Genomic DNA, 21709 nt, shown 5'->3' on the forward strand with positions numbered 1-21709 from the left:
TGGACCAATGGCGCGTTACGGAGCACAGCTCGGCCCCGACATCACCTTTCTCGGCGTCCCGCCCTGCGACCTGGGCGACCCCGCCTCGTACGCCGACGCCGACGTGGTGATCATCGGCGCGCCGTTCGACGGCGGCACCTCCTACCGGCCGGGCGCCCGCTTCGGCCCGCAGGCCATCCGCTCGACCGACTACGTCGGCCACTACGGCTCGCGTCCCAGCCTGGCGCTGCGCGTGGACGGCCTGAAGGACCTCGGCGTGCGCGACGCGGGCGACGTCGAGATGTTCTCCGGCGACGTCGTCAAGTCGCTCGCCGACCTGCGGGCCGAGGTGGCCAAGGTGACGGCGGCCGGGAAGGTGCCGGTGGTGCTCGGCGGCGACCACGCCATCGCCTACGCCGACGTCTCGGGCGTGGCCGACGTGCTCGGCCCCGGCCGGGTCTCCCTCGTGCACTTCGACGCCCACGCCGACACCGGCGACGTCGACTTCGGCTCGTTGTGGGGGCACGGCCAGCCCATGCGCCGGCTGATCGAGGCGGGCGCGGTGCGCGGCGACCGGTTCCTGCAGCTCGGGCTGCGCGGCTACTGGCCGGGCCCGGACATCCTGCGGTGGATGGCCGGGCAGCGGATGCGTTCGTACGAGATGAGCGAGATCGGCGAGCGGGGCCTGCGGGAGTGCCTGACCGAGGCGTTCGCGACGGCGACCGACGGCTGCGACGGGGTGTTCCTGTCGGTCGACATCGACGTGTGCGACCCGGGCCACGCGCCCGGCACCGGCACGCCCGAGCCGGGCGGGCTGACCGCCCGCGAGCTGCTCGACGCGGTCCGCCGCACCTGCCTGGAGCTGCCCGTGGTGGGGATGGACGTGGTCGAGGTCAGCCCGCCGTACGACCACGCCGGCATCACCGCGGCGCTGGCGAACCGGGTGGTGCTGGAGGCGTTGTCGGCGATCGCCCGCCGGCGCAAGGACGAGCGGGACGGGACGAGGTGGGACCCCCGCCTGCCGCTGCTGGCGGACCGCGGCTGACCGGCCGTCCGGGGGAGAGGTCAGGAATCGAGAAGCAGGGCTCTTCCGGCGGCCGCTAGCGTGGACGTCACCGGCCCCGGCCGCCGGGCCGCACCGCCCCCCACCTGCTGCGGGACGCGGCGCGCCCCCGCCGTCGGCCGCTTCCCGAACCCGACGATCGACACCTCTTCAGGAGCCGTCATGACCGACTCGACCAACCTCGGCGTCCAGACCGTGCTGCACCCCGTCACCGACCTGGAGAAGGCCAAGGCGGTCTACACCGCGCTGCTCGGCGTCGAGCCGCAGGCCGACTCGCCTTACTACGTCGGCTACGAGGTCGCCGGCCAGCAGATCGGGCTGGTGCCGAACGGCGGCCCGCAGGGCATGACGTCGCCGGTCGCGCACTGGCACGTGAGCGACATCGAGGCCAAGCTCGCCGAGGTGACCGCGGCGGGCGCCGTCGTCAAGGACGCCCCGCGCGAGGTCGGCGGCGGCCGCGTGGTGGCCACCTTCACCGACCCCGACGGCAACGTCCTCGGGCTGATCCAGGACCAGTGAGCGCCGGGCGCCGCCGCGGAGCCGGGTAGGCTCCGCGGCACGCCCATGGCCGGGACGACCATCGACGGAGACACGGAGAGCCACGAAGAGCATGGACACGACCACGGACGCGCAGCCGTCCGCCCCGCACCGCGCCGACACCCACGACCTGATCCGCGTGCACGGCGCCCGCGAGAACAACCTCAAGGACATCGACGTCACGATCCCGAAGCGGCGGCTGACGGTGTTCACGGGCGTGTCGGGCTCGGGCAAGAGCTCCCTGGTGTTCGACACGATCGCGGCGGAGTCGCAGCGGCTGATCAACGAGACCTACAGCGCGTTCGTGCAGGGCTTCATGCCGACGCTGGCCCGGCCCGAGGTGGACGTGCTCGACGGCCTGACCACCGCGATCATCGTCGACCAGCAGCGCATGGGCAGCGACCCCCGTTCCACGGTGGGCACCGCCACCGACGCCAACGCGATGCTGCGCATCCTGTTCAGCCGGCTCGGGCAGCCGCACATCGGCTCGCCGCAGGCGTTCTCCTTCAACGTCCCGACGGTCCGGGCCAGCGGCGCGATCACCGTCGAGCGCGGCAACAGCAAGACCGTCAGGCAGAGCTTCACGCAGCTCGGCGGCATGTGCGGGCGCTGCGAGGGGCGGGGCTCGGTCTCCGACATCGACCTCACGCAGCTCTACGACGACTCCAAGTCGATCGCGGGCGGCGCGTTCACCATCCCGGGCTGGAAGTCCGACAGCTTCTGGACGGTGCGCGTCTACGCCGAGTCGGGCCTGCTCGACCCGGACAAGCCGATCCGCGAGTTCACCGACAAGGAGATGCGCGACTTCCTCTACCACGAGCCGGTCAAGGTCAAGGTCGAGGGCGTCAACCTCACCTACGAGGGCCTGATCCCGAAGATCCAGAAGTCGTTCCTGTCCAAGGACCGCGAGGCGATGCAGCCGCACATCCGCGCGTTCGTGGAGCGGGCGGTCACCTTCACCACCTGCCCCGACTGTGACGGCACCCGGCTCAGCGAGGCGGCCAGGTCCTCGAAGATCCGCGGGATCAACATCGCCGACGCCTGCGCGATGCAGATCAGCGACCTGGCCGAGTGGGTGGCGGGGCTGGCCGAGCCGTCCGTCGCGCCGCTGCTGGCCGCGCTGCGGCACACGCTGGACTCGTTCGTGGAGATCGGGCTCGGCTACCTCAGCCTCGACCGGCCCGCCGGCACGCTGTCCGGCGGCGAGGCGCAGCGCACGAAGATGATCAGGCACCTCGGCTCGTCGCTCACCGACGTCACCTACGTCTTCGACGAGCCGACGATCGGGCTGCACCCGCACGACATCCAGCGCATGAACGACCTGCTGCGGCGGCTGCGTGACAAGGGCAACACGGTGCTGGTCGTCGAGCACAAGCCCGAGGTGATCGCGATCGCCGACCATGTCGTGGACCTCGGGCCCGGCGCGGGCGCGGCCGGCGGCCGGGTGGTGTTCGAGGGCAGCGTGGACGGGCTGCGCTCGTCCGGCACGCTCACCGGCCGCCACCTGGACGACCGGGCCACGCTGAAGGAGTCGGTGCGCCGGCCGTCGGGGGCGCTGGAGGTGCGCGGCGCGAACACGCACAACCTCAAGGACGTCGACGTGGACATCCCGCTCGGCGTGCTGGTCGTGCTGACCGGCGTGGCCGGGTCCGGCAAGAGCTCGCTCATCCACGGCTCGGTCGCGGGCAGGGACGGCGTCGTCGCGGTGGACCAGAGCCCGATCCGCGGCTCGCGGCGCAGCAACCCGGCGACCTACACCGGGCTGCTGGAGCCGATCCGCAAGGCGTTCGCCAAGGCCAACGGGGTCAAGCCGGCGTTGTTCAGCGCCAACTCCGAGGGCGCCTGCCCGGCCTGCAACGGCGCCGGCGTCATCTACACCGACCTCGGCATGATGGCGGGCGTCACCACCACGTGCGAGGAGTGCGAGGGCAAGCGTTTTCAGGCCGCGGTGCTGGAGCACCGGCTCGGCGGCCGGGACATCAGCGAGGTGCTGGCGATGCCGGTGACCGAGGCGGCGGAGTTCTTCGGCGCGGGCGAGGCGCGCACCCCGGCCGCGCACGCGATCCTCACCCGGCTCGCCGACGTGGGGCTCGGCTACCTGAGCCTCGGCCAGCCGCTCACCACGCTGTCGGGCGGCGAGCGGCAGCGGCTGAAGCTGGCCACGCACATGGGCGACAAGGGCGGCGTGTACGTCCTGGACGAGCCGACCACCGGCCTGCACCTGGCCGACGTGGAGCACCTGCTCGGCCTGCTGGACCGGCTCGTGGACGCCGGCAAGTCGGTCATCGTGATCGAGCACCACCAGGCGGTCATGGCGCACGCCGACTGGATCATCGACCTGGGGCCGGGGGCGGGCCACGACGGCGGCCGGGTGGTGTTCGAGGGTACGCCGGCCGACCTGGTGGCGGCCCGCGCCACCCTGACCGGCGAGCACCTGGCCGCCTACGTCGGCGCCCCGAGTGGACGATAACGGTACGGACTGGGAAAGATGGGGGCGTGCAACCGAACCGTTCCACGCCCGAGGACGCCGCCCACCAGCAGCGCCTGCGCCACCTGGCGCTGCTGCGGCGCGTCCGCGACCGCATCGACCGGGAGTACGACCAGCCGCTCGACGTCGAGGCGCTGGCCCGCGGGGTGAACATGTCGTCGGGGCACCTCAGCCGCGAGTTCCGGCGCGCCTACGGCGAGTCCCCGTACTCGTACCTGATGACGCGGCGCATCGAGCGCGCGATGGCGCTGCTGCGCCGCGGCGACCTCAGCGTCACCGAGGTGTGCTTCGCGGTGGGCTGCTCCTCCCTCGGCACCTTCAGCACCCGCTTCACCGAGCTGGTCGGCGTGCCGCCCAGCGCCTACCGCCGCGAGGCGGCGGAGGCGGCGGAGGGGGCCGCGGGCACCGGCACGGGCACGGAGGGCATCCCGTCGTGCGTGGCCAAGCAGGTCACCAGACCGGTCAGGAATCGAGAAGCGTCCGTCGGCGAGTCGCGGTTAGCGTGACCGGCATGGACATCACGATCAACGCGAGCTTCCTGCCGCACGACGACGCGGAGGCCTCGCTCGCCTTCTACCGGGACGCCCTGGGCTTCGAGGTCCGGCACGACGTCGGCTACGAGGGCAAGCGGTGGATCACGGTCGGGCCGCCCGGCCGGCCGGAGACGTCCATCGTGCTGCAGCCGCCGGACGCCGACCCCGGCATCACCGAGGACGAGCGCCGCGTCATCGTCGAGATGATGGCCAAGGGCACCTACGGCGGCATCGTGCTGACCACCGACGACCTCGCCGGCCTGTTCGACAAGCTGCAGGCCGGCGGGGCCGAGGTGGTGCAGGAGCCGATGGAGCAGCCGTACGGGGTGCGCGACTGCGCCTTCCGCGACCCCGCGGGCAACCTCATCCGCATCAACGAGCGCGCTTGACGGACTCCTGGTAGAGGTCGGCGTAGGTGGGCGTGTCCTTGATCAGCTCGTCGGCGAAGGCGGCGACGTCGTCGCCGATGAGCTCCAGCACCCCCTTGCCGGCCGCGACGCCCTCCTCGAAGAAGTCGACGATCCCCGTGAGCAGGGGCCCGTCGGGCAGGTCGACCGGCCCGACCTTGAACAGGTACTTCTGCAGCTCCTTGTAGACGATCTGGTAGTCCGGCGGGAGCGCCTTGACGCGCGCCAGGTGGGCCCGCCACTGCCTCTTGCCTTCGATGATGTCCTGAATGCCCACGTCAGCCTCCCAGCCGGCCAAGTTTCCTGGCGACGTTCCTGTTCAACTGCTCGCGCCACCGGTCGCGGTAGCTGCGGGCGCCTTCCCCGCCGGCCAGCGCCGCGCAGAAGCCCGGGACGTCGTCGCCCAGCACCTCGTGAATGTCCTGCCCCTCGGCCGCGGTCTCCTCCAGCAGCCCGAGGGCGCCGTCGAGGATCGGCATGAGGTTGCGGCCGGTGAAGTCCCCGTAGGGGAAGAGGTGGGCCTTGATCTGTTCCCACCCCTCCCGGTGGCCGGGCGGCAGCTTCGCGGCCCGGGCCTCGAACTCCTTGTACTCCCTGGTGAGATCGCTGCCGGTGATGGTCTCCCAGAAGTTCATGCGCCGTCCTCCTTGAGCTGGTCGATGCGTGAGGAGAGGTACTCCCATTTCGCCCAGAAGGTCGCGAGTCGTTCGCGGCCCGCCTCGTTGAGCGTGTAGAACTTGCGCGGCGGGCCCAGCCCGGACGGTCGTTTCGCCACCTGGACGAGCCCGTTCCGCTCCAGCCGCAGCAGGATGGTGTAGACCGTCCCCTCGACGACGTCGGCGAAGCCCAGCTCGTTGAGCCGGCGGGTGATGGCGTACCCGTAGGTCTCCTCGCGGCCGATGATCTGCAGCACGCAGCCTTCGAGCGTGCCCTTCAGCATCTCCGTCAGGTCGTCCATCGCATCCCTCTACTCTGTATTACCGAGTACCACTATACAGTAACACAGACTAGCGGGGAGGCGTGGGCGCCGCCGGGCTAGCATGTCGCAGGTGACCGCCTACGACGATCTCGACGTGTTCGAGCACCTGGACGCCTCGGCACTGCCGCCCCGCCAGCAGCGCATCCTCGCCACGATCCGGGACTGGGTGGTCAGGCACGGCTATCCGCCGAGCACCCGCGAGCTGGGCCGCGCGGTCGGGCTGCGCTCGCCGTCGTCGGTGTCCAAGCACCTGCGCAGCCTGGAGGACAAGGGGTTCCTGCGCCGGGGCGAGGCGATGACCCGGCCCATCGACGTGCGGGTGTTCCTGCGCGACCCGCAGTCGCGGCCGGCCGCCGACCTGGTGCCGGTGCCCGTGGTCGGCGACATCGCCGCGGGCGCGCCCATCCTGGCCGACGAGCACGTGGACGACGTGCTGACGCTGCCCCGCGACCTGACCGGGCGCGGGACGGTGTTCGCGCTGCGGGTGCGGGGCGACTCGATGATCGACGCCGCGATCTGCGACGGCGACATCGTCGTGGTGCGCCGGCAGCCCGAGGCGCACTCGGGCCAGATCGTCGCCGCGATGATCGACGGCGAGGCCACGGTCAAGGTGTTCCGGCGGCGCGGCGGCCACGTCCTGCTCGAACCGCGCAACCCGGCCTACGACGTCATCGACGGCGACCGGGCGGTGGTGCTGGGCATCGTGGTCTCGGTCCTGCGCAACGTCTGAGTTTCGCCAGCCGCGGGTCATGATCGCGGCGGCGCCCGGCGCGCGTGCCGGTGGACGGCGGGCGCGCCGCCCATGCTCGGGGTGAGGCCGGGCGGCGCCGACGTGGCGGGCCGCCGGCTCGTCCGGGCAGCCGAACGGGAGTGGAGCCGAGTCATGGCCGAGCAGGGACGCGTGCGCTGGACGCGCTTCGCCTGGATCTTCGTCCCGGTGGCCGCGATGACCTCGATGCTCGTCACGGCGACGGCTCAGGGGGTCATCGGCGCCACGTTCGTGGTCTCCGGCGCCGCTTTCAAGCTCTACACCGGCGAGCTGCGCGGCCAGGGCTTCTCGCTGGCCGGCCGCGTCGACCGGACCGCCGACGACCGGCCGGTGCCGGTCATCGTGACCGGCGTGCGGCGGGCCGTGGTGACCGACCTGTGCCAGAGCGCGCTGGTGCGCACGCCGCTGGGCCCGGTGACGGTCCAGCTCACCGGCGGCCGCGACGGCAACCGGGTGACGATCGACAACCTGGTGATCGACGTGCCGTCCGGGCAGTCGGCCACCTCGCTGCGCGGCGTGCAGATCGGCCGCGACGCCGCCACCCTGGACGAGGTGCCCGGCGCGGCCGGCCCCCCTGGCACGTTCGGCAGCCAGGCGCGGTCGGTCACCCTGCGCAACGTGCGGCTGAACGCGCGGGCCGTCACGGCCGCCACGTTCACCCTGCCCGACCTCGCCATGTCCGTGACGCGGGGCGCGCGGGAGTGCTTCTGATGGCGCGACAGGGCGTGCGGGCGAGGTCGAGGGCCTGGCGGCGGTCGCGGCCGTTCTGGGGCGGGCTGCTCGTCGTGGCGGCGGGCCTGGAGCTGCTCGCCGTCCCGCTGGCGCTCAGCGCCCTGCCGGCGGCGGTGATGTTCGGCACGGTGGGCGCCGGCTACGCGATCTCCCTGATCATGGTGATCGCGGGGGTGCTGATCTGGTCGCAGCCCGGCCAGCGCGTCTTCCTCGGCCTGGTCGCGGTGCTGCTGTCGATGGCGTCGTTCGTGTACTCCAACCTGGGCGGGTTCTTCCTCGGGCTGGTCCTCGGCGTGCTGGGCGGCACGCTGACGGTGGCCTGGACGCCGGTCGGCCGGCCGGCCGGGCCCTTCGACAGCTTCGGCGTCCGGGGCGCGGCGGCCGCCGTGCGATCGCTGGCGGGCCGCCGGCCCTGACCCCGCCGGTCCTGACCCCGCCGGGCGGGGCCGTCAGGCGGCGTCCTCGCAGCGGACGGTGACGATCGCGAACCACACGCCGGAACGCCCGTCCTGGGAGAGCACCGACTCGAACACGCTGCACTCGGTGAAGCCGTGGTCGAGCGCGTTCTGCTGGGCGGCGCTCTCGGCGCCGGCGGCGGCGCTGTCCTCGTCCAGGCCCTTGCCGAACCCGTCGAACAGCGCGCCGCTCTGCGCGGTGACGGCGGCGGCGGTGGCGGGCAGGGCGGCGGTGGCGAGGGCGGCGCCGGTCAGCGCCGCCGCGGCCAAGGCGCCCAGGAGCTTGTTCGTCAGGTACGTCACGGGGCTCTCCCTGTGGTGGTCGGGTGGATGGCCTGTATCCGCGGGGCGTTCCATCCCGTTCCACCGGTCACCCGCGCGGCGCGTGCCGCTCCGTCCTCGCGACGGCGGCCCGCAGGACGCGCGGCACCAGCAGGCGGTGCACCGCCGACAGCGGGGGCCACACGAGCCGGCCGGGGAAGCGGTCGTAGCGCAGGAAGGTCGCCAGCGACACGTGCCCGTCCGCGGTCGTGACGACCAGGTGGGCGCTGAGGAACCAGGAGCGGGCCGCGAGGCGGATCCAGTCGTCGCCGCGGCCGTCGACGCGCCAGCCGGCGACGGTGTCGGGCGACGGCTGCCGGGCCAGGCGCAGGCCGAGGAAGCCGCGCCAGATGAGCAGCCCGGCCGGGCCGGGCACGTCGCCGAACATGGCGCGGGCCCACTGCTCGGGGGTCGCGCCGGCGCGGGTGGCGGCGGTGAACACGTCGGCGTAGTCGCCGAGCGGGCTGAGCGCGCGGACCGCGGCGGGAAGCTCGCGGGTCTGTTGTGGCATGAGGTCGGACCTCCGTCGATGTATACGCACCCGTATAGAATGAGCGTAGCTGGACTGTACGGTGCCGTATACATAGGCTGCTTGTGAGGTGAGGCACATCGTGGGAGTCACGCGCACGCCGCGCGAGAAGTGGATCGAGGAGGGCCTGCGGGCGCTGGCCGACGGCGGCCCCGACGCCGTCCGCGTCGAGGCGCTGGCCAAACGGCTCGGCGTCACCAAGGGCGGCTTCTACGGCTACTTCGCCGACCGCGACGCGCTGCTGGAGGCGATGCTCGACACGTGGGAGCGGGAGAGCACCGACGAGGTCATCGCGCGTGTCGAACGCGAGGGCGGCGACCCGAAGACCAAGATCCATCGCGCGGGCGTGCTCACCTTCTCCGGCGACCGCCTGCTGCCCATCGACCTCGCCGTCCGCGACTGGGCGCGGCGCGACGAGGCCGTCGCCGAACGCCTGCGCCGCGTCGACGACCGGCGCATGGCGCTGCTGCGCGAGATGATCGGCACGTTCTGCGCCGACCCCGACGAGGTGGAGGCCCGCAGCCTGATCGCCTTCTGCGTGGCGATCGGCGCGCACTTCCTGGCCGCCGGCCACGGCGGGCGCAGCCGCGCCGAAGTGCTCACCCGCGCCGCCGACCTGATCCTCGACCGCCCTCCGCGCCCCGCCGCGCGGTGACGGCGCACGGCCTCCACGGCCGTCGCCTCCTTCGCCGGAAGAGGCATGTCGCTGATGATCGCGATGGGCGCGGGAGGTAGTTTGTGCGAGGGCAGTTCCTCTGAGCGGGTGTGGGGTGCAGGATGAGCAGCGCCGACACGGTCATCGCCGTACTGCGGACCGGGCACGACGACCTCGCCGGGCTGGTGTCCGGCCTCGGCGACGACGATCTCGCGCGCCCCTCGGGCGCGGCCGAGTGGGACGTCTCGCAGGTCCTCGGCCATCTCGGCAGCGGCGCCGAGATCGGGCTGGCCGTGCTGCAGGCCGCGCTGAAGGACGAGCCCGGCCCCGGCCACGACTTCAACCAGAGCGTCTGGGACCGGTGGGACGCCATGAGCCGGCGCGAGCGCGCCGACGGCTTCCTGCGCGCCGGCCAGGACCTGACCGCGCTCTACGAGTCGCTGGACGCCGCGGCCCGCGACAACCTGCGCATCGACCTGGGCTTCCTGCCCGCCCCCGCCGACGTGGGCACCGTGGCCAGGATGCGGCTGAGCGAGCTGGCCCTGCACGCGTGGGACGTGCGGGTCGCCTTCGACGAGCACGCCACCCTCGCCCCCGACGCCACCGCGGTCCTGCTGCGCGAGGGGCCCGACCTGTTCGCCTGGATCGGCAAGGTGGATCGGCTCGGCGGGCGGAGCCTGGTGGTGACGGTGTCCACGACCGAGCCGGATTCGGTGTTCGCGTTGCGGCTGCGGGCGCCGATCAGCGTGGACGCCGACGTGCCCGAGCGGCCCGACGGCACGCTGGCGCTGCCCGCCGAGGCGTGGCTGCGGCTGGTCGCGGGCCGGCTCGCTCCCGCGCACACGCCCGGCGGCGTGGTCACGACGGGCGCCGCCGACCTCGACCTGCTGCGCGAGGTCTTCCCCGGCTACTGACCATCGCGTCGGGGCCCCGCTCCGGCTACTGACCATCGCGTCGGGGCCCCGCTCCGGCTATTGACCATCGCGTTGGGCCCCGCTCCGGCTATTGATCGCCGCGTCCGGATCCCGCGCCGGCCGGCGGGGCGCGGTCGTCAGCGTCGGCGTGGCCGCCGTCGCCGGTGGCGCGCCGGGCTCCGCGCACCCGGCCGACGACCGCCCGCGCCTGCTGGTCCACCAGCCGGGTGAAGATCTGCTGCGAGGAGCCGAACAGCACGGCCCAGGCCAGGATCTGCGCCGAGGAGTCCAGCGCGCTCAGCCCCGGGATGAACTGGCCGCGCATCAGCAGCAGCCCGATGAACGCCGTCAGCGCGCCGAAGGGCATCTTGAGCAGGGCGAGCGCGACGGGCAGGCCGAACGCGCCGGTGCCCGCCCGCAGCCCCTGCAGCCCGACCGCCGCCGTCACCGCGCCGGCGACCGCGCCCAGCAGCTCCACCGTGGCCAGGTCGCCGTCGCGGGTGGCCGCGCGGATCGCCGCCATCAGCTCGGGCCGCGCCGGCTGCCCGGCGATCTGCAGCACCGTCTCGGCGGCCGGGCACACCAGGAACACGTCCTGGCCGCGCTGCGGCACGAAGCACAGCGGCACCGCTTCCTTCATCCAGACGCCGAGCACCGCGATGCTGACCGCGATCACCGTGAGGACGGCCGCCGACAGGATGAGCACGTTGCGGAAGCGGTGCACGGCCAGGTACTCGCGGGCGGCGGCCGAGCTGGCGGCGCGGGCGACGGCGATGAGCTGGGTGCGCGCCCGTTCCGAGCAGTGGCCGTCGGCGTCGAGGTCGGCGCGCAGCTTGTCGAACTCGCGCAGCCGCGGGTCGCTCGGCGGCAGGTGCCGGGTCACATGGTCGATCAGGCTGGGGAGCTGGCCGAGGAGGTAGGTGTCGGGGGCCATCCGCAGCAGGTCGGCCTCGGCGGCGTCGCAGTTGCTGTTGGCCGCCTCGAACAGGGCGCCGGTGAAGGAGCGGTAGGGGGCCCGATGCCGGGCCGCGGCGCGGGCCCGGTCGATGTGCTTGCCCGCGGCCCGGTGCACCAGCTGGAGGCGGGCGCGCTGCGGCTCGTCGGCCTCGGCGTAGGCCCAGGCGCACAACGTCTCCAGCTCGGCGATGCGGGTGAAGGCGCCTTCGCGCCAGGACGTGCGCAGCAGCGGGCCCCACGGGATCTCGTCCGGGGCGGCCTGCGGCTCGTGGCCGTCCTGCGGGGGGAGACCGTCGGCCATGAGACCCCTCCTTCGCGGCTGGTCGCGTCACCGTAGCCGTCGGCGCCGGCGTCCTGACACGGGGTCGCCCCTAGGGAAAACCCCGGACCGCCGCCGGCCGGGGCATATCCGGTTGCCCGCGGGTGGCGGGCGCTGTCACCATCGGCGGGTGGACGAGCAGGAGCTCCAGTGGATCCAGGCGAACGTCGAGCTGGCGATCGAGCAGCTCGGCCCGCTCGCCGACGCCGGCTTCGGCCTCAACCGCGAGTCCGTCGAGTGGGTGGAGGGCTTCATCGAGCGGCAGCGGGCCCGGCCGGGGTTCGACCCGGAACGGGTGGACGGTCTGGTGGGGGTGCTCGGGTCGTTCCTGGGGGCGTGCGTCGCGGCCGGCGCGGGCGGGCGCTGGCACTGCTCCGACGAGGGCGGATGGGGCGTGCTGCTGCCCGACGGGAGCACCGCCTTCCCCTTCACCAAGGTGCGCAAGCAGCTGCGTGACGGGGTGGAGGGCGGCGAGTCGATCGCGAGCTTCTACCGGGTCGCGGTCGACTTCATCGCCACCGGCGGGCTGCGCGAGCCCGGCCAGGGCTGAAGGAGGTCAGTCCGGGCCGTCGAGCAGGTCGCTCAGGAAGCGGTCCAGCCCGTCGGCCGGGGCCCGCGTCGTGACCTCGCCGCCCGGGTTGACCCGCTGGAGGCAGCGCCGGACGCTGCCGCCCTCGCCGGCCGTGGCGATGACCCGGACGATCCAGACGTCCTGCTCGGCGCGCCGGCCGGGACCGGTGGGGGCCACCTCGGCCATCAGGGCCCAGCCGCGCGCCAGCAGGGCGTTGGCCAGGCCGGCCGCCCGGCGGTAGCCCGGGAGCGCGGTCTCGAACTCCAGCAACTCCGGCACGAACTCGTCCATGAGCCCTCCAAAGGGCGCCGCCGGCCTGCCTGCCTGCACCCTACTCCGCGGCGGCGGGCGGCGACGTCACCGGCGCGCGCGGGTCCCGTACGGTAGGGCTGGCACTACCACGAGGACGGGTGACAGCGGGGGTCCGCGCGCCGGGTGGTTCTCGCGATGCTGGCTAGCGATCACCTTTGAGCGTTCTCGTCAGCATCGGAGTTCGACGTGACTGTTGTGGACACCTCGCGCGCGCGGCGGGGCAGCGACTTCGCCCGGTTGTCGCGCCGCGTCGCCGAGGCCGGCCTGCTCGAGCGGCGGCCCGGCTACTACGCGATCCGGATCGGGCTGGTCGGGGCCCTGTTCGCGGGAAGCTGGGCGGTGTTCGCCGCCGTCGGCGACTCCTGGTGGCAGCTCCCGGTCGCGGTGCTGCTGGCGGTGGCCTTCGCCCAGGTCACGCTGCTGGCCCACGACCTGGCGCACGGCCAGATCTGCCGCTCGCGGCGGACCGCCAGGACGGCGGGCCTGCTGGTCGGCAACCTCGCCGTCGGCCTCAGCTACGGCTGGTGGATGGACAAGCACACCCGCCACCACGCCAACCCCAACCACGAGGAGCACGACCCGGACGTCGCGCCCGACATCCTGCTGTGGTCGCGCGGCCAGGCCGAGACCGCGCGCGGGCTGCCGCGGCTGATCGGGCGCCACCAGGCGTGGCTGTTCTTCCCGCTGCTCACGCTGGAGGGCGTCAACCTGAAGGTGTCGAGCTTCCGCGCGCTGCGGCGGCCGTCGCTGAAGAACCGCGCGGCCGAGGCGCTGCTGCTGGTGGGGCACGTCGTGGCCTACCTGGGCGCGTTGTTCGCGGTGCTGCCGCCGGCCAAGGCGCTGGCCGTCCTGGTCGTGCATCAGGCCTGCTACGGCGTCTACCTGGGGTGCACGTTCGCGCCGAACCACAAGGGCATGCCGGTGCTGACCGCGCAGGACGAGCTGGACTTCCTGCGCCGGCAGGTCCTGACCTCCAGGAACGTCAGCGGCGGGCGGCTGCTCGACGTCGCGCTCGGCGGCCTGAACCACCAGATCGAGCACCACCTGTTCCCCGGCATGCCGAGCGTGAACCTGCGCCGGGCCAAGCCCATCGTGCGCGACTACTGCCGTTCGCTCGGCGTGGACTACGTCGAGTGCGGGCTGCTCGCCTCCTGGGGGCAGGCCCTGCGCCACCTGCACGACGTCGGGCAGCCGCTGCGGGCCGCGCGGCGGGCATGACGGCCGGACGCGCCGCTACCTGGTGCCGACCGGCGCCGGCCGGCCCTCGTCCGGGGCCGGCTGACCCTCGTGCAGGGCGGCGGCCGTGGCGGTGCCGCGCAGGCCCGCGACCGGCCCCTGGTAGAGGACCTGGCCGCCGTGCCTGCCGGGGCCGGGCCCGAGGTCGATGACCCAGTCGGCGCGGCGGATGACGTCCAGGTTGTGCTCGATGACCACGACCGTGTGGCCCTGGCCGACGAGCTGGTCCAGGACGCCGAGCAGCGCGGCGATATCGCGCAGGTGCAGGCCGGTGGTGGGCTCGTCGAGCACGTACAGGGACGGCTCGGCGGCCTCGCGCAGCTCGCGGGCGATCTTGACGCGCTGGCACTCGCCCCCCGACAGCGTGGTCAGCGGCTGGCCGAGGCGCAGGTAGCCGAGCCCGACCCGGTCGAGGTGGCGCAGCGCGTCGCGGATCGCCGGGTCGGGCAGCCGGTCGAGGGCGCCGGCGATGGTGAGCTCGTCCACGTCGGCGATGGACAGGCCGTTGACCCGGTGGCGCAGCACGTCCTCGGTGAAGCGCCGGCCCTGGCAGGTCTCGCACACGCTCTCCTGGCCGTCCATGAACGCCAGGTCGGTGTAGACGACGCCGAGGCCCTTGCACTCGGGGCAGGCGCCGGCGGAGTTGGCGCTGAACAGGCTCGCGGGCCGGCCGCTGTGCCGGGCGAAGAGCCTGCGGACGGGCGCGGCGATGCCGGTGTAGGTGATGGGGGTGGAGCGGCGGTTGACGCTGACCGGCCGCTGGTCGATGACGACGGCGGCGTGCTGGGCGACCAGCTCGGCGGCGAGGCTGGACTTGCCGGACCCGGCGACCCCGGTCAGGACGGTGAGCACCTGGGCGGGGATGTCCACGGTGAGGTTCTTGAGGTTGTTGCGGGTGGCGCCGGTCACCGTGATCGCTCCGGTGGGCGTGCGCGGCGCGGCGGCGGGCGCGACGCGCGCGGCCAGGGCCCGCGAGGTGGCGGTGCGGGCCGCGCGCAGCTCCTCGAAGCCGCCCTGGAACACCAGCCGGCCGCCGCCCGCGCCCGCGTCGGGGCCGATCTCCACGATCTGGTCGGCGATCGCCATGACGGCGGGGTCGTGCTCGACGACGAGCACGGTGTTGCCCTTGTCGCGCAGCCGCCGCAGCAGGGCGGTCATGGCGGCGACGTCGTGCGGGTGCAGGCCGACGGTGGGCTCGTCGAAGACGTAGAGCATCTCCACCAGGCTGCTGCCGAGGTGCTTGACGGTCTTGACGCGCTGCGACTCGCCGCCGGACAGGGTGGTGGTGGCGCGGCCGAGGTGCAGGTAGCCGAGCCCGATGGTGTCCATGGCGCGCAGCTTGTCGCCGAGCGCGGCCACGACCGGCGCGACGGCCGGGTCGCGGACCTGCTCCACCCACCCGGCCAGCTCGGTGATCTCCATGCGAGCCAGCTCGCCGATGGTGCGGCCGAGTACGGTGACGCCGCGCGCGGCCTCGTTGAGCCGGTCGCCGTGGCAGGCGGGGCAGGTCTGGGAGCGGGTGAAGCGGGCGATGGTCTCGCGTTTGCGGTCGGACAGGTCGTCGGAGGTGTGCAGGTAGATGCGTTCGAAGCGCTGCACGACGCCCTCGTAGTCCTTCGGCGGCCGGGTGCCGAGCCGGGCGGCGTGCTCGCCGCCGTACAGCAGCGCCTGCCGCTGGCCGGGCGTCCAGTCGCGCAGCGGCGTGCCGGGATCGAAGCTGCCGATGTCGGCGTACTGGGAGTACCAGTAGCCGCCGTGGCCGAAGCCGGGCAGCAGGATCGCGCCCTCGGCGAGCGACTTGTCCAGGTCGAGGAAGCGTTCGACGGCGCTGACCACGATCTCGCCGAGCCCGGAGCAGTCCGGGCACATCCCGGCGGGGTCGTTGAAGGAGAAGTGGCCGGACTCGCCGATGTGCGGGGTGCCGGCGCGGGAGTACAGCAGCCGCAGGTAGGTCCAGGCGTCGGTGATGGTGCCGACGGTGGAGCGCGCGTTGCCGCCGATCCTGCGCTGGTCGATCAGCACGACCGGGGAGAGCCCGGCGATCTCGTCGGTGTCGGGACGCGTCCATTTCGGCAGCCGGTTGCGGGTGAACGGCGGGAACGTCTCGTTGAGCTGGTGGCCCGCCTCGGCGGCGATCGTGTCGAACACCAGCGACGACTTGCCCGACCCCGACACCCCGACGAACACGATCAGCCGGCCGCGCGGCAGGTCGACGTCGAGGTCACGCAGGTTGTTGGTCCGGGCGCCCCGGATGCGGATGACGTTCATGCGCTCGACGTTACGAGCAGATGCGGTCGCATTCTGGCCGCATCAGGGCAGACTGGCGGGCATGGCGGACGTCACCCAGCGCATCCTCGCCCTGCTGGCCACGTTGCAGACGGGCCGGGCGTTCACCGGCGACGAGCTCGTCGCCCGGCTCGGCGTCAGCGCCCGCACCCTGCGCCGTGACGTGGACCGGCTGCGCGGCTACGGCTATCCGGTGACGACGCAGCCGGGCCCGGGCGGCCACTACCGGCTGGTGGCGGGCAGCGCGCTGCCCCCGCTGGTGCTGGACGACGACGAGGCCATCGCGACGCTGCTGGGGCTGGCCACGCTGGCCGCGACCGGCCGCGCCGCGGAGGGCAGCCTGGACGAGGCGGCGACCCGCGCCTACGGCAAGGTCGACCAGTTCCTGCCCAAGCGGCTGCGGCACCGGGCCGCGCACCTGCGCGCGAGCCTGGAGACGGGCGCGGCGCGGGCGCCGAGCGTCAGCGCGGAGGTGCTGGCCGAGCTGGCCGAGGCGATCCAGCGCCGCCGCGTCGTCACCTTCGACTACGCCGGCAAGGACGGCGCGCGCACCTGCCGGCGGGCCGAGCCGTACCGTCACGTCCACCACCAGCTGCGCTGGTACCTGCTCGCCTATGACCTGGGCAGGGACGGCTGGCGGGTCTTCCGCACGGACCGGGTGAGCGGGCTGCGCACCTCCACCGCCGGCTACGAGCCGCGCCCGCTGCCGGCCGGCAGCGCGCTGGACTACCTGCGCCAGGGCCTGAACAAGGACCGCGAGCGGGTCGTCGTCACCGTGGAGGCGCCGCTGCCGGCCGTCGCCGACGCCTTCGCCCACCAGGAGGCGGAGCTGGAGTCGCTGGGCGAGGGACGCACCAGGGCGGTGCTGATGCTCGACACCTGGCAGTGGCTGCTGCTGAACCTCGCTTTCCTGGACGCGCCGTTCACCGTCGAGGAGCCGGCCCGGTTCGGGGCCGCGCTGCGCGTGTTCGGCGAGCGGCTAGGCGGCGCGACCGGCGCGGGCGCGTAGCCGGGCGAGGACGGGCGGGCCGCCCGCGAGGCACCACAGCGCGATCACGGGGTCGCACAGGGCGCAGCCGAAGGAGGAGTGCTCGGCGAACGGCAGGATGGGGCTGCCTTTGAGGTGGTGCACGACGTCCAGGCGGTGTGCAGCAGCCAGCCGGCGCCGATCCAGGCCCAGCTGTCCAGGCCGCGGTAGGCGACGTAGGTCATGACGGCCGGCAGGGCGAGCTCGGCGGGGCCGAGGCCGCCGCCGCTGAGGTAGGCCGCGCCGGCGCCGGCGACCAGCACGGCGTTGAACCGGCGGCGGTGCGGCTCGGGGATGAGGGACAGCAGGCAGACGGCGACGATCCCGATGACGATCGGCATGAGGATGGAGACGGCGAGGGAGATGGCGATGGAGACGGCGCTGGACATGGGCGCCAGGCTAGGACCGGCGGGCGGCCGGTCCCAGCGGCTGGAGTGCCACGTTCCGCCGGATTATCGCCAGGCGCGCTCCGGTCCGGTCAGCACGGCAGCGGGGAGGAGCCGACGGCGACGTCGTCGTACCAGAGGGTGTCGCTGTCGCCGCCGTAGCTCTCCCAGCCGAGCCGCAGGGTGGCCGGGCGGGGGGCGGTGGAGCGGCGCAGCCATTGGGAGTCGACGTCCTGGGTGGGGACGCCGTCCACGCGCAGGCCCGTGACCTCCTGGTCGTCGAGGTAGGTGCGCATCGACTGGCGGGTGGTGTCGATCTCGTAGCGCAGGCACACCCAGCGGCCGGTCGGCAGGGGGGTGCTGAGGGCGACGCCGGCCGGGCTCTGCTCGGGCAGGGTGGCGTCGTCGGATTCGCGGTTCCATTGCAGGGCGCCGTTCTGGCCGCCGATGCGCAGGTCGCGGTTGCCGTCGTTGGCGTCGGCCATGGTGATCATGCTGACGTGGCCGGCGGGCAGGGCGGTGGTGTGGCGCACCCACATGCGGGCGTACAGGACGGCACCGACGTGGGAGACGTCGCGGGTGGTGGCGGCGAAGACGTGGTTGCAGTAGTTGCCGCCGCCGTTGATGCGCAGGGATTTCGCGCCGGTGTGGGCGACGGCGGTGTCGATGCTCGCGGTGCCGGTGCCCGAGCAGTTGGGGGTGGCGACCTGCCAGTCGCCGGACGGGGCGCCGGACTGGTCCTCGAAGCCGGAGCACACGGCCGCGCCGGAGCAGCCGGGCTGGCCGGTGGGCGTGACCGTCGGCGTGGGCGTGACCGTCGGCGTGGCCGTCGGGGTGCTCGTCGGGGTCGCGGTGGTGACGCCGTTGCACAGGACGTCGTTGAGCGCGAAGTCGGCGGGGGCGGGGTTGGCCGTCGTCCAGGTGCCCTGGAGGCCGAACTCGGCGGCGCCGCCGGTGGGCAGGGCGGCGTTCCAGGTGAGGTTCGCGGCGGTGACGGTGGCGGCGTTCTGCTCGACGGTGGCGTTCCAGGCGCTGGTGACGCGCTGCCCCCCGGCGTACGTCCACCGCAGCCGCCAGCCGCTGAGCGCCGTGCCGAGGTTCGTCACCTTGACCTGGGCGGTGAAGCCGCCCTGCCACTGGTTGACGGTGTAGTCGACGCGGCAGCCGGCGTCGGCCGCGGCGGGGCGGCTCACCGCGAGCCCGGCCAGGGCCAGGACGGCGGCGCAGACGAGGGCGGTCCACAGCCGCACGGGGGGACGGGTCATGACATCGCTCGCCTTCGGGGTCGGCCTGTCACAGGATTGGGAGCGCTCCCAACAGCGGGTCCGCCGACGATGTTTCGCGCCGGCGGCCCGCGCTGTCAACGCCGCCGCCGCCCGCACCCGCCCCGACCAGCGCCCCCGTCGTCCCGCCCGGTGAATCTTTCACGCGCCTTGACTTCGAGCGCGCTTCGGGTCCTAGCCTCGCGCCCATGACTCACGACGGCACGCCGAGTTTCGGCATCAAGACGACCCCGGCCAACGTCGGCTACGACGACATCCTGCGCGTCTGGCGCGAGGCGGACACGATCCCGGAGATCGGGCACGCCTGGTTGTACGACCATCTCGTCCCCTACGTGGGCGGCCGGATCGTGGACGCCTCGGGGCCGGTGCACGAGGGGTGGACGCTGCTGACGGCCCTGGCCGTGCAGACGCGGCGGCTGCGGTTCGGGCTGATGGTGACCAACAACCGGCTGCGCCCGCCGGCGGTGCTGGCGAAGATGGCGGCGACGCTCGACGTGATCTCCGGCGGCCGGCTCGACCTGGGGATCGGGGTGGGCGGCCTGCCGGACGCCGCCGCGGTGGCTCCCGAGTACGACGGGTACGGCATCCCGCTGGTGCCGTGGCGCGCGGCGGTGGCGGCGCTCGGCGAGGCGTGCACAGTGATCCGCCGGTTGTGGACCGAGGACGTCTTCGACTTCGCCGGGCGGCACTACCGGCTGACCGGCGCGCGCTGCAGCCCCAAGCCGGTGCAGCGCCCGCACCCGCCGATCCTGATCGGCGGCTCGGGCACCGCGACGCTGCGGGTCGTCGCCGAGCACGCCGACGTCTGGAACGCGATCGGCCCGCCGGTCAACCCGGTCGAGCACCTGGTGCGGCGCGCCGCCGTGCTGGACGAGCTGTGCGCGGAGATCGGCCGGGACCCGGCCGGGATCACCCGCTCGGTGCAGCTGCCCGTCTCCTACGACGATCCGGCCTCGGCCCGGGAGTCCCTGCGGCGGCTGCGGGAGGCCGGGTTCTCGCACTTCGTGCTCAACCTGCCGTCGCCGTACCCGCCGGGGGCGGCGAGCTGGGCGGCGGAGGAGCTGATCGGCCCGGTGCGCGGCTGAGCGCTCACCCGGTCACCGGTCAGCCGGTCACCCGGTCCAGGAAGGAGCGCAGGTTGGCCTGGGTGCGGGCGAGCTTGTCGGCCAGGGTGAGCGACTCCTCCACGACGCCGGCGCCCGCGGACTCCTTGCGTCCGCGCAGGTAGAGCGAGCAGGCGAGGTCGGCGCACAGGTACTGGCCGACGGAGTTGCCCTGGCGGCCGGACTCGCCGGTGCGGCGGGCGGTCATCAGCGCGACGCCGCCGCCGGTGTGCGTGGTCAGGCACAGCGAGCACATGCTGCGCGAGGTGAACGCGCGCGAGCCGCCGGAGGTGACGCGGAGCGCGACGCCGGTCAGCCGGGCGTCGCGCTCGGCGACCAGGTAGGCGCGCTCGGGTGCGCCGGGATCCCGCCAGCCGAGGAAGTCGAGGTCGTCCCAGGGCAGGTCGTGGAGGTCCTTGGGGATGCCGGCGCGGCCGGCCTCGCCCTTGGAGCAGTTGACGAACGACGTGCGGATGTCGCGTTCGGTCAGAGGTCTCATGAGCGGCGAGGCTAGTTTCCTTAATGCTATTATGCAAATCCTTAAAGGCTTTAAGTTGTGGGGGCGCGGGTGGCACGGGCGGGACTGACCGCGGAACGGCTGACGCTGGCGGCGGCCGAGCTGGCCGACGAGATCGGCTTCCACAACCTGACCGTCTCGGCGCTGGCCCGCCGGTTCGGCGTCCAGCCCGCCGCGCTGTACGCGCACGTCAAGGACGCCCACGACCTGCGGGTGCGGGTGGCGGTGCTGGGTCTGGCCGAGCTGGCCGAGCGGGCCGCCGCCGCGCTGGCCGGCCGGGCGGGCAAGGACGCGCTGGTCGCCTTCGCCGACGCCTACCGCGGCTACGCCAAGGAGCATCCGGGCCGGTACGCCGCCGCCCAGCTGCCGCTGGACGACGCGACCGCCTACGCCAGCGCGGCCCGCCGGCACGCGGAGATGACCCGGGCCATCCTGCGCGGCTACGACCTGCCGGAGCCGGCCCAGACCGACGCCGTGCGCATGCTGCACAGCACCTTCCACGGCTTCGTCAGCCTGGAGACGCAGGGCGGCTTCAGCCGCACGGCGCGCGCGGCGGACCTGTCCTGGGCCCGCACGCTCGACGCGCTGGACGCCGTCCTGCGCGACTGGCCCCCGGAATGACCCGTACGGGCCTGATCTGACCTGATCTGGCCTGATCTGGCCCGGCGGGCTCAGGCGGCGTAGTTCGGGTAGCCGTACCCGACGACCTGCGAGGCCGGCCGGACGCGCTCCTCGACCTTGCCGTTGCCGGTGTTGCCCTCGATCGTGGAGATCGTGCCGTCGCCGTTGTCCTTGACGACGAACCCGACGTGGTTGATGGCGCTCAGGCTCTTGCTGCCGCTCCAGGAGAAGAACACCACGGCGCCGGGCTTCGGCTCGGTGCCCCAGCGCTGGTTGGCGGCGAACCACTTGGCGTGGGCGACGGTGTAGGCGTCCCAGCCGACCTGGGTGCGGGCGCCGCTCTCCTCGCCGACCCAGGAGACGAACATCGAGCACCAGGGGGCGTTGAGGTAGGCGGCGCGGCTGCCGCCGTCGCGCAGCACGGTCTCGCCGGCGCGGGCGGAGCCGGCGTACCACTGCTGGAACTTGGTGCCGCCGCCGCTGGCGTTCTCGGACGTGCCGACCTGGGCCCTGGCCAGGTCCAGGACCTGCTGGGCGGTGACGTTGACGCGGGCGTCGCGGTTGCTGACGGCGGGCGCGGCCGCGTTCTGCCTGGCGCTGTCGGCCTGCGCGTCGACGGCGGCGGTGGCGCCGAAGGCGGAGGCGGCGAGCGTCGCGCCCAGCGCGAGCTTGGCGGCGTCGAGCTTGCGGGCACGGATGAGACGGCTGATGGCCATGAGGGAGTTGCTCC

General features: G+C 73.6%; 26 protein-coding genes and 1 pseudogene. 15 read left to right on the plus strand and 12 right to left on the minus strand.

All coding sequences use genetic code 11. The features are described from left to right. Positions 1–7 precede the first annotated feature (7 nt). From speB to MF672_RS16865, 5 genes are all read left to right on the plus strand, one after another. A complete protein-coding gene (gene speB, locus MF672_RS16845) occupies positions 8–1024 on the plus strand; it encodes an agmatinase (protein WP_242379863.1) in 1017 nt (338 codons plus the stop codon). A gap of 180 nt (positions 1025–1204) precedes the next feature. Continuing rightward, positions 1205–1561, plus strand: coding sequence for a VOC family protein (locus MF672_RS16850; protein ID WP_242379865.1), 357 nt, complete (start codon positions 1205–1207; stop codon positions 1559–1561). Between the two features lie 91 nt (positions 1562–1652). Continuing rightward, positions 1653–4049: an ATP-binding cassette domain-containing protein gene (locus tag MF672_RS16855; RefSeq protein ID WP_247815264.1), complete on the plus strand. Its 2397-nt coding sequence runs from the start codon at positions 1653–1655 to the stop codon at positions 4047–4049. A 26-nt stretch (positions 4050–4075) separates the two neighbouring features. Beyond that, complete coding sequence (locus MF672_RS16860) at positions 4076–4573, plus strand: helix-turn-helix transcriptional regulator (protein WP_242379869.1); 498 nt, start codon at positions 4076–4078, stop codon at positions 4571–4573. A 5-nt stretch (positions 4574–4578) separates the two neighbouring features. Continuing rightward, entirely contained in the window at positions 4579–4989 is a 411-nt protein-coding gene (locus MF672_RS16865; protein WP_242379871.1) for a VOC family protein, read from the plus strand. Here MF672_RS16865 and MF672_RS16870 read toward each other — a convergent pair. From MF672_RS16870 to MF672_RS16880, 3 genes are read right to left on the minus strand one after another with little or no spacing between them, the layout of a single operon-like run. Then, positions 4973–5284 (minus strand): DUF1048 domain-containing protein, encoded by a 312-nt coding sequence (locus MF672_RS16870; protein WP_242379874.1) that lies wholly within the window; start codon positions 5282–5284, stop codon positions 4973–4975. The genes MF672_RS16865 and MF672_RS16870 overlap by 17 nt on opposite strands. A 1-nt stretch (position 5285) precedes the next feature. Next, positions 5286–5642 carry a DUF1048 domain-containing protein gene (locus MF672_RS16875; protein WP_242379876.1) on the minus strand — a complete coding sequence of 119 codons (357 nt, stop codon included), beginning with the start codon at positions 5640–5642 and terminating at the stop codon, positions 5286–5288. Next, positions 5639–5965 (minus strand): PadR family transcriptional regulator, encoded by a 327-nt coding sequence (locus tag MF672_RS16880; protein ID WP_242379878.1) that lies wholly within the window; start codon positions 5963–5965, stop codon positions 5639–5641. Before MF672_RS16880 ends, MF672_RS16875 begins: the two co-directional genes overlap by 4 nt. 82 nt (positions 5966–6047) lie before the next feature. On the opposite strand from MF672_RS16880, the gene lexA reads away from it, so the two are divergent. The 3 genes from lexA (at position 6048) to MF672_RS16895 (ending at position 7903) form a co-directional block, all read left to right on the plus strand. Beyond that, on the plus strand, positions 6048–6716 hold the full coding sequence (gene lexA, locus MF672_RS16885) for a transcriptional repressor LexA (RefSeq protein ID WP_242379880.1): 669 nt from the start codon (positions 6048–6050) through the stop codon (positions 6714–6716). A 153-nt stretch (positions 6717–6869) separates the two neighbouring features. After that, on the plus strand, positions 6870–7466 hold the full coding sequence (locus MF672_RS16890) for a DUF6230 family protein (RefSeq protein ID WP_242379883.1): 597 nt from the start codon (positions 6870–6872) through the stop codon (positions 7464–7466). Then, a complete protein-coding gene (locus tag MF672_RS16895; RefSeq protein WP_242379885.1) occupies positions 7466–7903 on the plus strand; it encodes a DUF6114 domain-containing protein in 438 nt (145 codons plus the stop codon). Before MF672_RS16890 ends, MF672_RS16895 begins: the two co-directional genes overlap by 1 nt. A gap of 33 nt (positions 7904–7936) precedes the next feature. On the opposite strand, the gene MF672_RS16900 is transcribed toward MF672_RS16895, so the two are convergent. Further along, positions 7937–8245, minus strand: a complete 309-nt coding sequence (locus MF672_RS16900) for a hypothetical protein (protein WP_242379887.1) — start codon at positions 8243–8245, stop codon at positions 7937–7939. A 67-nt stretch (positions 8246–8312) separates the two neighbouring features. After that, entirely contained in the window at positions 8313–8774 is a 462-nt protein-coding gene (locus tag MF672_RS16905; RefSeq protein ID WP_242379890.1) for a DUF2867 domain-containing protein, read from the minus strand. Between the two features lie 100 nt (positions 8775–8874). On the opposite strand from MF672_RS16905, the gene MF672_RS16910 reads away from it, so the two are divergent. Together MF672_RS16910 and MF672_RS16915 are read left to right on the plus strand one after the other, a co-directional pair. Then, positions 8875–9447 (plus strand): TetR/AcrR family transcriptional regulator, encoded by a 573-nt coding sequence (locus MF672_RS16910; protein WP_242379892.1) that lies wholly within the window; start codon positions 8875–8877, stop codon positions 9445–9447. 122 nt (positions 9448–9569) lie between these two features. After that, positions 9570–10361: a maleylpyruvate isomerase family mycothiol-dependent enzyme gene (locus MF672_RS16915; RefSeq protein WP_242379894.1), complete on the plus strand. Its 792-nt coding sequence runs from the start codon at positions 9570–9572 to the stop codon at positions 10359–10361. A gap of 88 nt (positions 10362–10449) precedes the next feature. On the opposite strand, the gene MF672_RS16920 is transcribed toward MF672_RS16915, so the two are convergent. Next, complete coding sequence (locus MF672_RS16920) at positions 10450–11619, minus strand: hypothetical protein (protein WP_242379896.1); 1170 nt, start codon at positions 11617–11619, stop codon at positions 10450–10452. A gap of 148 nt (positions 11620–11767) precedes the next feature. Between MF672_RS16920 and MF672_RS16925 the strand changes: the two genes are divergently transcribed. Continuing rightward, complete coding sequence (locus MF672_RS16925; protein ID WP_242379899.1) at positions 11768–12187, plus strand: hypothetical protein; 420 nt, start codon at positions 11768–11770, stop codon at positions 12185–12187. A 6-nt stretch (positions 12188–12193) separates the two neighbouring features. Here MF672_RS16925 and MF672_RS16930 read toward each other — a convergent pair whose 3' ends face one another. Further along, positions 12194–12499 (minus strand): hypothetical protein, encoded by a 306-nt coding sequence (locus MF672_RS16930; protein ID WP_242379901.1) that lies wholly within the window; start codon positions 12497–12499, stop codon positions 12194–12196. A 207-nt stretch (positions 12500–12706) separates the two neighbouring features. Here MF672_RS16930 and MF672_RS16935 point away from each other — a divergent pair, with 207 nt between their 5' ends. Then, the gene (locus MF672_RS16935; protein WP_407654727.1) at positions 12707–13738 is read left to right on the plus strand and encodes a fatty acid desaturase family protein; all 1032 of its coding nucleotides are present in this window, start codon (positions 12707–12709) and stop codon (positions 13736–13738) included. Positions 13739–13753: 15 nt separating this feature from the next. Here the strand turns inward: MF672_RS16935 and MF672_RS16940 are convergent, their stop codons facing one another. Further along, a complete protein-coding gene (locus MF672_RS16940; protein WP_242379903.1) occupies positions 13754–16024 on the minus strand; it encodes an ATP-binding cassette domain-containing protein in 2271 nt (756 codons plus the stop codon). A 61-nt stretch (positions 16025–16085) separates the two neighbouring features. On the opposite strand from MF672_RS16940, the gene MF672_RS16945 reads away from it, so the two are divergent. After that, positions 16086–17051: a helix-turn-helix transcriptional regulator gene (locus tag MF672_RS16945; RefSeq protein WP_242379905.1), complete on the plus strand. Its 966-nt coding sequence runs from the start codon at positions 16086–16088 to the stop codon at positions 17049–17051. Here the strand turns inward: MF672_RS16945 and MF672_RS16950 are convergent. Both MF672_RS16950 and MF672_RS16955 read right to left on the minus strand, forming a co-directional pair. Continuing rightward, positions 17022–17458 (minus strand): annotated as a pseudogene (locus MF672_RS16950) (DUF6010 family protein). The gene MF672_RS16945 and the pseudogene MF672_RS16950 overlap by 30 nt on opposite strands. Positions 17459–17547: 89 nt before the next feature. After that, positions 17548–18720, minus strand: a complete 1173-nt coding sequence (locus MF672_RS16955) for a cellulose-binding domain-containing protein (RefSeq protein ID WP_242379910.1) — start codon at positions 18718–18720, stop codon at positions 17548–17550. Positions 18721–18926: 206 nt separating this feature from the next. On the opposite strand from MF672_RS16955, the gene MF672_RS16960 reads away from it, so the two are divergent. Further along, positions 18927–19823, plus strand: a complete 897-nt coding sequence (locus tag MF672_RS16960) for an LLM class flavin-dependent oxidoreductase (protein ID WP_242379912.1) — start codon at positions 18927–18929, stop codon at positions 19821–19823. Between the two features lie 19 nt (positions 19824–19842). Here the strand turns inward: MF672_RS16960 and MF672_RS16965 are convergent, their stop codons facing one another. Beyond that, positions 19843–20340: an FBP domain-containing protein gene (locus tag MF672_RS16965; protein ID WP_242379914.1), complete on the minus strand. Its 498-nt coding sequence runs from the start codon at positions 20338–20340 to the stop codon at positions 19843–19845. A gap of 69 nt (positions 20341–20409) precedes the next feature. Here MF672_RS16965 and MF672_RS16970 point away from each other — a divergent pair, with 69 nt between their 5' ends. Then, the gene (locus tag MF672_RS16970; protein ID WP_242379916.1) at positions 20410–20979 is read left to right on the plus strand and encodes a TetR/AcrR family transcriptional regulator; all 570 of its coding nucleotides are present in this window, start codon (positions 20410–20412) and stop codon (positions 20977–20979) included. 50 nt (positions 20980–21029) lie between these two features. Here MF672_RS16970 and MF672_RS16975 read toward each other — a convergent pair whose 3' ends face one another. Continuing rightward, a complete protein-coding gene (locus MF672_RS16975; protein ID WP_247815265.1) occupies positions 21030–21695 on the minus strand; it encodes a CHAP domain-containing protein in 666 nt (221 codons plus the stop codon). Positions 21696–21709: the final 14 nt, after the last annotated feature.

Origin of the sequence: Actinomadura luzonensis (genome assembly GCF_022664455.2) — a bacterium.
GTDB classification, from domain to species: domain Bacteria; phylum Actinomycetota; class Actinomycetes; order Streptosporangiales; family Streptosporangiaceae; genus Nonomuraea; species Nonomuraea luzonensis.

What these genes read in the sequence shown, in the direction of transcription:
- speB (WP_242379863.1), top strand. Translation starts at nt 8, where the DNA reads ATGGCGCGTTACGGAGCACAGCTCGGCCCCGACATCACCTTTCTCGGC.
- MF672_RS16850 (WP_242379865.1), top strand. Translation starts at nt 1,205, where the DNA reads ATGACCGACTCGACCAACCTCGGCGTCCAGACCGTGCTGCACCCCGTC.
- MF672_RS16855 (WP_247815264.1), top strand. Translation starts at nt 1,653, where the DNA reads ATGGACACGACCACGGACGCGCAGCCGTCCGCCCCGCACCGCGCCGAC.
- MF672_RS16865 (WP_242379871.1), top strand. Translation starts at nt 4,579, where the DNA reads ATGGACATCACGATCAACGCGAGCTTCCTGCCGCACGACGACGCGGAG.
- MF672_RS16875 (WP_242379876.1), bottom strand. Translation starts at nt 5,642, where the DNA reads ATGAACTTCTGGGAGACCATCACCGGCAGCGATCTCACCAGGGAGTAC.
- MF672_RS16880 (WP_242379878.1), bottom strand. Translation starts at nt 5,965, where the DNA reads ATGGACGACCTGACGGAGATGCTGAAGGGCACGCTCGAAGGCTGCGTG.
- lexA (WP_242379880.1), top strand. Translation starts at nt 6,048, where the DNA reads ATGTCGCAGGTGACCGCCTACGACGATCTCGACGTGTTCGAGCACCTG.
- MF672_RS16890 (WP_242379883.1), top strand. Translation starts at nt 6,870, where the DNA reads ATGGCCGAGCAGGGACGCGTGCGCTGGACGCGCTTCGCCTGGATCTTC.
- MF672_RS16895 (WP_242379885.1), top strand. Translation starts at nt 7,466, where the DNA reads ATGGCGCGACAGGGCGTGCGGGCGAGGTCGAGGGCCTGGCGGCGGTCG.
- MF672_RS16905 (WP_242379890.1), bottom strand. Translation starts at nt 8,774, where the DNA reads ATGCCACAACAGACCCGCGAGCTTCCCGCCGCGGTCCGCGCGCTCAGC.
- MF672_RS16915 (WP_242379894.1), top strand. Translation starts at nt 9,570, where the DNA reads ATGAGCAGCGCCGACACGGTCATCGCCGTACTGCGGACCGGGCACGAC.
- MF672_RS16920 (WP_242379896.1), bottom strand. Translation starts at nt 11,619, where the DNA reads ATGGCCGACGGTCTCCCCCCGCAGGACGGCCACGAGCCGCAGGCCGCC.
- MF672_RS16930 (WP_242379901.1), bottom strand. Translation starts at nt 12,499, where the DNA reads ATGGACGAGTTCGTGCCGGAGTTGCTGGAGTTCGAGACCGCGCTCCCG.
- MF672_RS16940 (WP_242379903.1), bottom strand. Translation starts at nt 16,024, where the DNA reads ATGAACGTCATCCGCATCCGGGGCGCCCGGACCAACAACCTGCGTGAC.
- MF672_RS16945 (WP_242379905.1), top strand. Translation starts at nt 16,086, where the DNA reads ATGGCGGACGTCACCCAGCGCATCCTCGCCCTGCTGGCCACGTTGCAG.
- MF672_RS16955 (WP_242379910.1), bottom strand. Translation starts at nt 18,720, where the DNA reads ATGACCCGTCCCCCCGTGCGGCTGTGGACCGCCCTCGTCTGCGCCGCC.
- MF672_RS16960 (WP_242379912.1), top strand. Translation starts at nt 18,927, where the DNA reads ATGACTCACGACGGCACGCCGAGTTTCGGCATCAAGACGACCCCGGCC.
- MF672_RS16965 (WP_242379914.1), bottom strand. Translation starts at nt 20,340, where the DNA reads ATGAGACCTCTGACCGAACGCGACATCCGCACGTCGTTCGTCAACTGC.
- MF672_RS16975 (WP_247815265.1), bottom strand. Translation starts at nt 21,695, where the DNA reads ATGGCCATCAGCCGTCTCATCCGTGCCCGCAAGCTCGACGCCGCCAAG.